Genomic DNA, 10884 nt, shown 5'->3' on the forward strand with positions numbered 1-10884 from the left:
CTCCCCGCTCCCCCCCCCCCCCCCCCCCCCCCCCCCCCCCCCCCCCCCCCCCCCCCCCCCCCCCTGCTGCACGAGAGGGGGCCCCCCTCCCCCCCCCCCCCCCCCCCCCCCACTTCCCGGGAACCCGTGGGCTCACATTCGGTGTCCGAGGCCGGACACAACCCATGCGCACACGCCGATGGTGCGGGGTGAGCTGGCTTTGCCGTAGTCGTCGGTCGAGTGCTGGGCAGGAGATCAGAGAACATGGCTGGTCGTTCGGGGCGGTTGGTGGTGCGGCAGGTGATTGCGCTGCGGCACTGAGCCCCGGCCTGTGGCGCGCTGTGCCCGCCTGGTACGGCATGCTGGCAGCAACGAGTCCGGCTCTGCGAGCCGGTGGCCTCCAGCTTCACCCACTGGCGTGAGTTTGGAGGCTCCCGCCCCGCAGGGCACTCACAGGCCGCACGTTGCTGAGGTGGGCCGGGACGGTGCCCGTGGCCGGCGGCGGTGGTCCCGGGCGGTCCGTGGCTCCCATGGCCGGGTAGCGTGGCGCTGCCTGGCTTCGCAGAGAGATGGGTTCGCACCGTGCGTACGTTCTTCGCCCCCGAGGATGAGCAGGAGTTCCTGGCCTCCCAGGAACTCCTGGTGCGGCGTTCGGGGGTGTGGGCGGGCCGGAACGGCCGTGACCTCGATCCGTGGGTGGCCGAGGCGGCCTGGGACTACCGCAACTCCGCGACGAGGGACGGGCGGCTGGCCTTGTGGACGCCCGCGCTGGTCACCGAGTTCCTGCTGGAGTGGATGCCGGCCAAGCTGACCGTCTTGCCGGGTGAGCCGCTGCCGGACGGCCCCGGGACGTTGGACGCGCTGTTGGACTTCCTGGTGCAGTCGGGATTGCGCGATCCGCGCGGTGGCTCCGCAGCGGAGAACCGAGCCGCGGTCGCGGCGGCTGCGGCCGACTACCCGGCCGCGATGGCAGACCGGGAGCGGTGGGGCATCGCGAAGTTCTGGACCACCGCCGCCGCCGAGCACGGCGTGGACATCCACGACGCGGCGGCGATGCAGCGGTTCATCGACCGGGTCCGGGGCGGCCGGGTGCCGTACGACGAGGCACTGGTCGAGCGGATCATGCGGCGCCGGACGACGGCCCTCGGCCTCGGTGGCGGGTTCACCGGTCCGGCGGAGCGTGCGATGCCGCAGTTGCCGGTCGCTCTGCCCGCCTCGGCCGAGCTCGCCGTGGCGGCCGAAGCCTCACCCGTGGTCGGGCAGTTGCGCGCGCTGGTCCGGTGGACCGAGCAGGCCGCGCCCGCAGGGCGGGTGCTGACCGGGACGGGCAGGTTGCGGCTGGCCGACGCCCGGGAGCTGGTGCCGCTGCTGGAGACCGGCGACGTGGTGGACCCGGTGGTCGACGGCACGGTCCACCGCACGCGCTCGAGCGCAGAACTGGGCGGGCTGGACCTGCTGTTCGAGTGGGCGAAGAAGGTGCGCGTGGTGCGGGTGGTCAAGGGACGTCTGCTGCCGGTCGCCAAGGCGGCCCCGCTGCTGGCCGACCCGCTCGCGCTCTGGCGGCGCGCCTTCGAAGCGGTCCACGAGTTGCGCGACCCGCTGCTGAACCGCGGCGGCTGGACCCGGCCGTCCATGCTGTGGGAGCTGTACCAGGGCGTGCTCGACGACGTCGAGGCTTCGCTGTACAGCCTGCCGGCGTCGATGCCGTGGCCGAGCCTGCGCGCCTCCGTCCACCTGCACTACCGTGCCGCCTTCGACCTGGACGACACGCCCGGGGAACGGGAGACATGGTGGTTGCGGCAGGCCGACGCCGACCTGTGGCGGGTCGTGCGCCTGTGGGAGCGGCTCGGTGCGGTCGAGCTGCGCACGGGCCAAGCGGACCCCGCATACCTGGACCTGCCTGACGGTTCGGCCGACGGGGACGATCCGTCAGTCGACGGGTTCTCGCAGGAGCGAGCCGCCGCGCTGCGGGCCGAGCTGACCGAGGGCCCGGTCGACCTGCTCAACCTCAGCCCGCTGGGTACCTGGGCCGTACGCGCCAGGCTCCTCGAATCCGGCCGCGACGCACCGCTGATCGGCGAGTTGCGCGACGCACCCGCAGCGGAGCTGCTCGGTGTCCTGGCCGAGCACTACCCGGCGAACGCGGCGAAGCAGGAGCTGGAGGGCTGGCTCGCCACGCACCCGAGTCGTCCGGCAGCGCTCGACGCACTGACGGCGGGCCTGCGCGCGGTCCCCTTCCGAAGCAGGCTCTCGGCCGCGCTCGACGTCCTCTACGACGCGCTGCCGCACGAGGGCCGTGACGCTCTGCTGACCGCCGCGCGCAGCGACCCGTGGCTCGCGCCCGCGGTCCTCAACCTGCTCGCCGAGAAGGACGTCCTGGACCCGGAGCGGCTGAGCGGCCGCGAACACACCCTCGTCATGGCCGAGTCGCTGCTCCGCGCGCTGGAGGCCACCGGCGTCGACGCCGTGCTGGCAGCGATCCGGCAGCTCGCCCCCGACGAAGTCGACGCGATGGCGGCGGCGGTCCTCGCCGTCGGACACCCGGATCAGGAGGGCACGGCCGAGCTGCATTCCCTGGTTTTCGAACCCCTGCGCCGCGACCGGATGATGGGCGCGCAACTGGGACGCCTGCGTTCCGTCCGCGCCCGCCGGGCCGTGGGCCAGGGGTGGGGCACCGGGCGCCGCCGTCGACGCCGCTGACCAGCGGAGGCTGGGGTGCGGTGAACCGCCGGCTTGCCGCGGCTGGCTCGTCCGCGATGCGGTCGACCAGGGCGTACAGCGCGGGAGCCTGCTCGCGGGGAAGCACCGCGGGGTCGGTTCCGCCAGCTGCCGAGCTGGGGGCGCAGCATGCTCGGTGTCACAACGCATCCCACGGGGGAGTGGGTGGCCCAGCTCGCCCGGAACCTGCTGATGGACCTGGGCGACCGAGCCGGCGAGTTCCGGTTCCTCATCCGCGACCGCGACGCGAAGTTCACCACCGCCTTCGACGCTGTCCTCGCCGGCGACGGCACGACGGCGATCCCGACCCCGCCGCAGAGCCCGCGCTCGAACGCCTTCGCGGAACGGTGGATACGCACTGTGCGCGCCGAATGCACCGACCGCCGGTTTAACCTTCCTCCGCCACCGCATCCTCCTCACCTGAATCACAGCCCGTTACCACCGATTACGGGTCAGAGCCGAATTCTCATGACATTCCCGGGGACTTTCGGCTACCCCAGGTATCAGCGATCGTCCAACGGGTGGGAGCATGGTGAGCTGTGCCGCTTGGATCGGATCTGCGTCTGCTGCGTGCCGCGGTTTTCGCCGCGGTGTGCCTGGTGCTGTCCGCGTTCGGCCACGCGATGATGTCGTCTCGGGGGATCCCGGCCTGGGCACTCGTGGTTGGCTTCGCGGGTTTGTTCGCGGTGGCCATGGGGCTGACCGGACGGGAGTGCTCCTATCTCGGCATCGCGAGCGCGGTCCTGGCCAGTGAGCTGGGGTTGCACTTCTTCTTCTCCGCGACCCAGGCCACGACTCAGGCCGCCCCGGCCGCCACGAGTGCGGCCGCACTGTGGGTTGCCGCGCTGCTGTGCCTGTCGGGGCAGCGCGGCGCGGCGCTGCCGCCGGGGATGAACGTGGAGGCGCTGCTGCGGTCGGTCGGGCTGGACCCGGCGCTGGCCGCGCACGCCCCTGCGGGATCCGCTTCGATGTCCCTGGCGATGTCGATGGGTTCGCACTCCATGGCCGGGATGCCCGGGATGAGTGCGTCCATGCCGATGGGCACGGCCACCGGCGCAGGCATGGGCATGGGCGTCATGGGCCACGGCATGTGGGCCATGGTGGCCGCGCATGTCATCGCCGGGCTGCTCAGCGCCTGGTGGCTGCGCCGCGGGGAAGCCGCAGCGTTCTCCCTGCTCCGCACGATGGGCGCGGTGGCAGTCGGCTACCTGCTGCGGCTGGCCCTGCTGGTGCTGGACTTCCTCCGTGGCCTGTGGACGCCGCCTGCTCCCGCACGACGGCTGGACGGCACCTGGCTGCTGCCGCAGACCGGCCGCTGCGCCCTGCTGCACGTGGTCATTCGGCGGGGTCCTCCGCCATGTCCCGTCGCTGGTTGAACACCCTGTCACGTCTCCACCGTGCGCTGATCTGAACGCCTCGTGAGGACGGTCTCCCGAGCGTGCCCGGACGCGGTCCGGACGCGTGTTCCCGTGGGCCGTTCCGGGCGCGGGTCCGCGCGGGGACGCGACGGGTGGCGATGGTGTGTGCCCGCCGAGCCGGCGCCCCGCGTATCCCCGCGGGCGAGCCGGGGCGTCGGTGGGCCCCGCGATCCAGACACGCCCCGCGGCCAGGCCCTGCGCCTCGCCGAGGGTGTAGGCGGCAGGCCGCCGACCCAGCTGTGTCCGGGTAATGCCCCGGCGGCCGGGCGTGTCCGCGATCCCTTGAGCCGGACACCGCTCCTGCGGACCGGCTACATGACTGCGTGAGGACTCCTGCTGTGACCGACTTCCGCGCGCCCACTGGGCGCGAACCCTCCCACCACCCCGATGGCCGTCCCGCGACGGCAACCTGCGCGTCCCGCCCGGGGAGCGAAGATGAGTGAGACCGTCGCGGGCGGTCGCGGTACCGCCTGGTGGCTGCTGCGCCACACCCCGGCCGAACGCGTGAGCGGGCACCAGGCAGCCGACGTGCGCCGGCTGCTGCAGTTGGGGCTGGCGGCGATCTGGCTGCTGGACGGGGTGCTTCAGTTCCAGCCGTTCATGTTCACCAAGGCGTTCGCCACCCAGATCATCGTGCCCACCGCCCAGGGCAACCCGACTGTGGTGGAGCACTCGATCACCTGGGCAGCGGGGATCATCGCGCACCACCCGGTGGGAACCAACGCCGCGTTCGCCCTCATCCAGACGCTGCTGGGCCTGGCCATCGCTTGGCGGCCCACGGTCCGCGCCGCACTGGCCGCGTCCGTGGCGTGGGCGCTGGCGGTGTGGTGGTTCGGCGAGGGCCTCGGCGGCGTGCTCACCGGCTCCGCCAGCCCCGTGTCCGGGGCGCCGGGCGCGGTAGTCCTGTACGCACTGCTCGCGGTCCTGCTGTGGCCGACCGACCGGGACGGACCCTTCGAGGCAGCCCGCGCCGTGGGCGTCACCGCCGCGCGGGTGCTGTGGCTGATGCTGTGGGGGAGCCTGGCGTACTTCACGCTGGCGGCCAACACCGGGCCACAGGACCTGCACGACATGATCGCGGCCATGGCCCAGGGCCAGCCCGACTGGCTGAGCGCGGTCATGAACCACTCCGCCGCGCTGGTCGCGCACCGGGGTCTTGCCTTCTCGGTCGCACTGGGCGTGGTGCTGGCCCTGATCGCGGTGGCGGTGCTGCTGCCCAAGCCGGTTGCCCGGGTACTGATCGTGGTGGCGCTGGTGGTCTGCGCCGTCATCTGGGTGGTCGGCGAGGCCCTGGGCGGGGTGTTCGGCCGGCAGGGTACGGACCCCAACTCCGGCCCGCTGCTGGCCCTGCTGGCCCTCGCCTACTGGCCGACCCTCAGCAGGCCCCGTCGAGCCGCCGCACCGCCGAATGTGGCGGCCCGGGAAGCCCTCCCCGGCACCGAGGGCACGGCAGCCGACCTGAACGCCGAGAGGACGATGTCATGACCAGCCCCTCCTGGCTCGCCGACAGCTTCGCCGTGATCATGCTGGTGACCGCCGCGTACTGCGCCGGCCGCCTGGTCATCGCCCGGCTGTGGCACCGCCACGTCGAGCACGACATCGACGCCGTCCACCTGCTGATGGGGGTGGCGATGGCGGGCATGCTGGTGCCACGCCTGAACCCGCTGGGCAACACCGTCTGGGAGGCCGTGTTCGCGCTGACGACCGTCTGGTTCGCCGCCCGGGTGGTCCTGGCCCGGCGCGCCGACCAGGTGGACCGGCAGGCGGTCGGGCACCACCTGGCGCACCTGGTCCTATCCGGCGCGATGCTCTACATGTACCTGGCCCAGCCGGCCGCCACTGGCGGCTCGGGGTCGGGCGGAGGCATGGGCGGTTCCATAGCCGGCGACGCACGGTACCCGACCCTCGCCCTGGTGCTGGCGCTGGTCCTTTTCGGCTACGCGGTATCGGTCCTCGACCGCACCACCCTGCTGCCTGCGTCAGCTCTGCGGAGCACCGGACACGGACGCGAGTCGGGGGTGGCCGGGGAGGGACGTGCGGCACGCGTCGTCGATGCCCCGGAGATCGCCGAGCCGCCTGCTGCTGACGGAGCCGGAACCGGAGTCGGCGACAGCGGCTCGCATGTCCACCGCACCGTCCGTGGACTCCTGGCTCCGCGCGGCGCGAACTGCTGTGACGTCGTCATGAGCGTCACCATGGCCTACCTGCTGATCATCATGCTGTAGGCCGCAGTTCGGCGGACCGGGCGGCGGTACTCGCCGTCGCCCGGTCCGCCGACCCGGCCGCCCTCACACGGCCCCTCTCACCCTGCCCCCTGTGCTGTCGCGATGTCCGCAAACCCCGTCGCGCCCGCGCCGGTACACCGCGCTTTCCTGACCTGGAGTTGTCCCGCATGCCTCTCACTCTCCGATCCGCGCGCCCGGTGCCCGCAGCCAACTCCCTGCCGACCCCGGCCGGCCGCTCGGCGCCCTGGCGGGTCCTGCTGGGCTTCGCCGTGGTGCTCTGCACACTGTTCGCCGTCTCATTCGGGGCCGGCCGCCTGGTCGGACCGGTGTCCGTGGGCCCGGGACGTCACGGAGGAGGCTCCATGCCGGGCATGCCCGGCATGCCGGGGATGGCCGGGATGACCACGGACGGCCTCGCCGCTCCGGTGCCCGTGCGTGTCGCGGGAGCGACGCGATGACCGTGCATCCCATCGGGACCCCGGCCCAAGGCGCACCGGCCGTAAGGATTGTGACGACGGATCTTGTCGTGGGCGGGATGACCTGCGCGGCCTGTGTGGCGCGGGTGGAAAAGCGGCTGGCCCGGCTGGAGGGCGTGACCGCAGGGGTGAACCTGGCGACCGGCCGGGCCCGGGTCCTGCACCCGCCCACCGTGCCGGTGGCGGACCTGGTGGCGGCGGTGGAACACGCCGGATACACCGCCCAGGCCACCACGACCAGCACACCGCCGCCCGGAGCGGCTGCCCCTGACGACGGCGACGATCAGCTGCGCCGACTGCTGGGGGTGGCCGCGCTGGCGGTGCCGGTGATCGTGCTGTCGATGCTGTCGGGTCTGCAGTTCCGCAACTGGCAGTGGCTGTGCTTCGCGCTGGCGGTGCCGGTCGTGTCCTGGGGCGCGCTGCCGTTTCACCGCCGCGCCTGGGCCGGTCTGCGCCACGGGGCCGCGACCATGGACACCCTGGTGAGCCTGGGGGTGGCCGCGTCCTTCGGCTGGTCTGCGTACGCCCTGTTCCTCGGCGGCGCGGGCGCTCCGGGGATGCGGATGGGCTTCTTCCTGACCGCTGACGCCGCTGGCACGCACCTGTACCTGGAGGCGGCGGTCGCGGTGCCGCTGTTCGTCCTGTGTGGACGCTACTTGGAGGGGCGGGCCCGCACCCGGACCGGCTCGGCGCTGCGGGTCCTGGCCGAGCTGGGCGCGAAGGACGTGTGCGTGCGCGATAACGGTACGGAGTTCCGCGTCCCGGTCGACCGACTCCTGCCCGGACAGGAGTTCGTGGTGCGCCCGGGCGAGAAGGTCGCCACCGACGGTGTCGTGGTCGAGGGCAGCTCCGCACTGGACCTGAGCCTGTTGACCGGGGAGAGCGTCCCGGTCGAGGTCGGGCCCGGCAACCGGGTCACCGGGGCGACCCTCAACATCGGCGGCACCCTGGTCATCCGCGCCACCGCCGTCGGCGCCGACACCCAACTCGCCCGGATCACCGCCCTGGTGACCGACGCCCAGGCAGGCAAGGCCCGCGCCCAGCGCCTCGCCGACACGGTGGCCGGCGTCTTCGTCCCGGCCGTGCTGGTGGTCGCGGTCTGCGTGCTCGGCTTCTGGCTGGGCACCGGCGTACACCCCCAGGACGCGGTCACCTCCGCCGTCGCGGTCCTGGTCGTCGCCTGCCCCTGCGCCCTGGGCCTGGCCACCCCCACCGCGCTGCTGGCCGCGACCGGACGCGGAGCCCAACTCGGCATCCTGGTCCGTGGGCCCGAAGCCCTGGAACGGCTGCGCCGGGTCGACACGGTGGTCCTGGACAAGACCGGCACCCTGACCACCGGTCGAATGGAACTGATCACCACCACGGTGGCTCCGGGGCACGACAGCCGGACAGTGCTACGTCTGGCCGGCGCCACCGAGCAGCGCTCCGAACACCCCGTCGGCCACGCGATCACCGCCGCCGCCCGACGAGAGGCCGACAACGACCATCCTCTGCCCGAAGCACAGGACTTCCACGCCACCACCGGGGTCGGCGTCACCGCCCAGGTGGAGGGCCACCGCGTCCGCGTCATCCGCCCTGACCTGCACGAGGACCTGACAGCCGAGCTGCGCACAGCCCTGGACTCCGCACACCGGGCAGGCCACACGGCGGTGCTGGCCGAAGTCGACGGACGGCCCGCAGCGGTCCTGGCCGTGGGCGACCGCGCCCGGCCCGGCAGTTACCGCGCCGTCCACCGCCTGCACCGACTGGGCCTGCGCACGGTCCTGCTCACCGGGGACCAGCCGGGTGCGGCGCACGCGGTGGCCGCCGAGTTGGGGATCACCGAAGTGCACGCCGGGGTCTCGCCCGAGGGCAAGGCCCAGGTCATCACCGACCTGCAGGCCGCCGGTCACGTCGTGGCGGTAGTCGGGGACGGGGTCAACGACGCCGTCGCCCTCGCCGCCGCCGACCTCGGCATCGCCCTGGGCACCGGCACCGACGCAGCGATCGGCGCGGCTGGGATCACCCTGGTCCGCGGGGACGTCGAAGCGGTCCCCGACGCGGTGCGCCTGGCCCGGCGCACCCTGGGCACCATCCGCACCAACCTGGCCTGGGCGTTCAGCTACAACCTGCTTCTGATCCCGCTCGCGGCACTCGGCTGGCTCAACCCGATGCTCGCCGCCGCCGCCATGTCCGCCAGCTCGGTCCTGGTCGTGGCCAACAGCCTGCGCCTGCGCACCTGGGAACCAGCCCCCGCACGAACCGGCCACCAGGGCACCGGCAAGAGCAGCCGCCCCGCGCTGTGAGGCGACACCCATGGCCGAACACGTACCGCGCGGCGCTCACCGGAGCCGGCTCGGGCCTCGCTCGGGACCCACACGCAGGCCACCACGAACCGCTTGCCGATGTCCACTCCCGCTGCCCTCAGGTAGATGACTTCGTCCTTGACGTCTTGCCGTGCCATGCCAATCACCCTCCCGAACCGCGTACTTCGCCCTCTCGTGGGGCGCCCGTGGAAGCGAGGGGAAGTGATGAGGCTGACACGCGTGCTCTGGACGGCAATGCCGCCGCGACACAAACGGTGGTACCCGAGCAGTTCCCAGCACCATCCTGACTATCGAGCTCACCGCATCACAGAAGCAACGGGCTGCTGGGCGCCCCGCCCCATTTCTGACCCCGAGGAGACCGCGAAGCGGCCTGAAATCCTGATATGGAACGAGCCCCACGCCCGGCGGGTCCTCAACGCCTACACCCGGCACCCCAACCACCGTCGCCCGCACCACGCTCGGGACGACTCCCTCCCCTCGCCCGGGGAGCACCCGGCGCCCGTGACCGCCCCGACTGCTCACCGGCTCCTGCGCACCCGAACGCTCGACGGCGTCATCAACGCGTACCGGTATGCGGCCTGACCAGCAGCGATGAGTTTCCGAACGGCACAGCCGCCGGTGGTCGCCACCACCCTGCAGCTACTCGAAGCCCACGGCGCGAACGCGCCGATCTGGCGGCAATTCGGCCGCGACGACTCACACAGCCTCACCGGCGCGCCCGACAACCCCGACGGCGACCGACTGCCCGCCCTCCAGCGGGAAGCCGCCCGTGCCGCCCGCCAGGCCCGGGAGACGGCCGAGCGCGAGCGGCTGCGCCCGGCCTGTACCCGCTGCTCGTCGAAGTTCACCGACGCCCGGTGGCAGCGCGCCGACGCCTGGGACGACGGGCTGTGCGACTTCTGCCGCCAGCCCGATGCCGACCAGCGGCGCGCGGAACGGGAACGGGTGCGGGCGGCCGCCGAGAGCACGGCCACGCCCCAGCCGAAGGCCGGCACCTCCTGGTGGCGGCGCTCCTGCACCTGTGACCTATGACCGTCACAGGCTGTTCCCCCTGGTAGACGCGCTGACCCGTGACCTGTGATCCCTGTGACGGCACCCGGTGGGAACCGCCCCTGACGGCTGCTGAGTTTCGCCGGGGCCGGTGAGAACGGTCCCGGGCGGCCGGCCCGGTCGCCTGCTTACCTCGCCCGGTTGCTCCTGTGCGGGTGTTGCGTTGTTCCCGGGCGGCGGCACCGGTCCGATGGCGGCCGGGTGTGGGTGTGTGGTGTGTCGAGGGTGTGGCGCCGGCCCGTAGTGGGTCGGCGCCACACCCCCGGTGGCTCATCCTCTACCGCGCTGGTGCTCGCCGGTCTGCTGTCAGGCGTTCACCGTCATGGTGAAGGCCTGGGTGGTGGTGCCGGCGGTGTTCTTTGCGGTGAGGGTGAGGTGGTAGGTGCCCGGCAGTCGTGGGGTGCCGGTGATGGTGGCGGTGCTGTTGCTCGCGGCGGTGAAGGTGAGGCCTGCGGGGAGGGTGCCAGCCTCGGTGATCGTGGTGGTGGGGGTGGTGGCAGTGCTGGTGATGGTGAAGGTGAGCGGGGTGAGGAGTGTGACGGCCGCGTGGGAGGGGCTGGTGATGGCCGGAGCGGTGTTGATGGTGAGCGTGGTCGTGGAGCCGGCGCCGATCGGGGTCCAGGCGGACAGGGTGCCGCCGTAGGACTGGCCGAAGGCGGCGCCGTTGACGGTGGTTCCGCTCGGCACGGTGACCGGGACGTTGACCGAGCCG

At 72.8% G+C, this 10884-nt stretch carries 8 protein-coding genes and 1 pseudogene; 8 read left to right on the plus strand and 1 reads right to left on the minus strand.

Going from position 1 to position 10884, the window contains the following annotated elements; genetic code table 11:
- The first annotated feature begins 561 nt into the window (after positions 1-561).
- From ACZ38L_RS16100 to ACZ38L_RS16135, 8 genes and pseudogenes are all read left to right on the plus strand, one after another.
- A complete protein-coding gene (locus ACZ38L_RS16100; protein ID WP_465693345.1) occupies positions 562-2679 on the plus strand; it encodes a hypothetical protein in 2118 nt (705 codons plus the stop codon).
- Positions 2680-2826: 147 nt separating this feature from the next.
- Positions 2827-3324: pseudogene (locus ACZ38L_RS16105) on the plus strand (hypothetical protein); the annotation flags it as partial.
- The gene (locus tag ACZ38L_RS16110) at positions 3237-4073 is read left to right on the plus strand and encodes a hypothetical protein (RefSeq protein ID WP_465693368.1); all 837 of its coding nucleotides are present in this window, start codon (positions 3237-3239) and stop codon (positions 4071-4073) included. The pseudogene ACZ38L_RS16105 and the gene ACZ38L_RS16110, both read left to right, overlap by 88 nt.
- Positions 4074-4550: 477 nt before the next feature.
- Entirely contained in the window at positions 4551-5600 is a 1050-nt protein-coding gene (locus ACZ38L_RS16115) for a hypothetical protein (RefSeq protein WP_465693347.1), read from the plus strand.
- On the plus strand, positions 5597-6340 hold the full coding sequence (locus ACZ38L_RS16120) for a DUF5134 domain-containing protein (protein ID WP_465693349.1): 744 nt from the start codon (positions 5597-5599) through the stop codon (positions 6338-6340). The genes ACZ38L_RS16115 and ACZ38L_RS16120 overlap by 4 nt, the downstream gene beginning before the upstream one ends.
- A 167-nt stretch (positions 6341-6507) precedes the next feature.
- Positions 6508-6798: a hypothetical protein gene (locus ACZ38L_RS16125; protein WP_465693351.1), complete on the plus strand. Its 291-nt coding sequence runs from the start codon at positions 6508-6510 to the stop codon at positions 6796-6798.
- Entirely contained in the window at positions 6795-9101 is a 2307-nt protein-coding gene (locus ACZ38L_RS16130; protein ID WP_465693353.1) for a heavy metal translocating P-type ATPase, read from the plus strand. Before ACZ38L_RS16125 ends, ACZ38L_RS16130 begins: the two co-directional genes overlap by 4 nt.
- Before the next feature lie 612 nt (positions 9102-9713).
- Positions 9714-10154, plus strand: coding sequence for a hypothetical protein (locus tag ACZ38L_RS16135; RefSeq protein WP_465693355.1), 441 nt, complete (start codon positions 9714-9716; stop codon positions 10152-10154).
- A 324-nt stretch (positions 10155-10478) separates the two neighbouring features.
- Here the strand turns inward: ACZ38L_RS16135 and ACZ38L_RS16140 are convergent.
- The coding region (locus tag ACZ38L_RS16140; RefSeq protein ID WP_465693358.1) for a putative Ig domain-containing protein at positions 10479-10884 on the minus strand (406 nt) is incomplete at its 5' end.

Source organism: Kitasatospora sp. NPDC024654, assembly GCF_055559155.1.

What these genes read in the sequence shown, in the direction of transcription:
- ACZ38L_RS16135 (WP_465693355.1), top strand. Translation starts at nt 9,714, where the DNA reads ATGAGTTTCCGAACGGCACAGCCGCCGGTGGTCGCCACCACCCTGCAG.
- ACZ38L_RS16115 (WP_465693347.1), top strand. Translation starts at nt 4,551, where the DNA reads ATGAGTGAGACCGTCGCGGGCGGTCGCGGTACCGCCTGGTGGCTGCTG.
- ACZ38L_RS16120 (WP_465693349.1), top strand. Translation starts at nt 5,597, where the DNA reads ATGACCAGCCCCTCCTGGCTCGCCGACAGCTTCGCCGTGATCATGCTG.
- ACZ38L_RS16125 (WP_465693351.1), top strand. Translation starts at nt 6,508, where the DNA reads ATGCCTCTCACTCTCCGATCCGCGCGCCCGGTGCCCGCAGCCAACTCC.
- ACZ38L_RS16130 (WP_465693353.1), top strand. Translation starts at nt 6,795, where the DNA reads ATGACCGTGCATCCCATCGGGACCCCGGCCCAAGGCGCACCGGCCGTA.